Genomic DNA, 843 nt, shown 5'->3' with positions numbered 1-843 from the left:
CATTTGGGCAATTATCATTCCCTTCATCTGGATTGGGGCCTATATGGTGTTTGGAGGCATTAATTCCATCGCCAGAGCCTATCAAATTATTTTCCCCATAAGCTTCTTTATCTTGATCTTATGCTATGTCCTTAGTATCAGAATATTTGATGTTAACCATTTGCGTCCTGTACTAAGTGAAGGTCTCATGCCTGTAATCAGGGGACTGAAATCCACAGTACTTGTCTTTACGGGATGTGAAGTGGTGATGGTTATCACAGCCTTCATGCAGCATCCGGAGCATGCGATCAAAGCCATGTTAACGGGAATTGCCATACCTATGATCTTATACATTCTCACTGTGGTTATGGTTATCGGAGGTCTGTCTATAGATTCTGTGATCACGAGTACCTGGCCTACTATAGATTTAGTGCGCAGCCTAGAGATCACTGGATTCTTTTTTGAACGCTTCGAATTCCCGCTATTGGTGATCTGGATGATGCAGATGTTTTGCATCTTTAGCAGTTTTTACTTTAATGCTGCTTTGGGGATCTCGCAGGTGTTCAAGATTAGGCTTGTCCCTGTCATCTTTGGGCTAATGCCGGTGATTTTCATTACCGCCATGATTCCCGTACGAATCAATGATGTATTTGCCGTTGGGGATGTTATTGGAAGGATGGGAATCCTATTGTTTTTTTTGTTGTCTGTGTTGCTTTCAGTGGTGTTGATCATTAGAAAGAAGGTATTGAAGCAGAATGTGTAAACGTTAACCTCTCTTTTTCAAGATGGACCCGTTGGAGTTGCAGAGACATAAAAAAATATATTAAAGACAACTATAAACCTATAAAAAAAACAGCGTATAAC

General features: G+C 40.7%; 1 protein-coding gene. It reads left to right on the top strand.

The window, feature by feature from the left end; genetic code table 11:
- Positions 1 to 742 (top strand): GerAB/ArcD/ProY family transporter (locus A3842_RS12515; protein ID WP_074101644.1); only part of this gene is annotated, 742 nt, incomplete at its 5' end.
- Positions 743 to 843: the final 101 nt, after the last annotated feature.

Source organism: Paenibacillus sp. P3E (assembly GCF_001909045.1).
GTDB lineage: Bacteria > Bacillota > Bacilli > Paenibacillales > Paenibacillaceae > Paenibacillus_AQ > Paenibacillus_AQ helianthi.
Note: the sequence above shows the minus strand (reverse complement) of the source record. Positions and strands in the feature narration are given on the sequence as shown.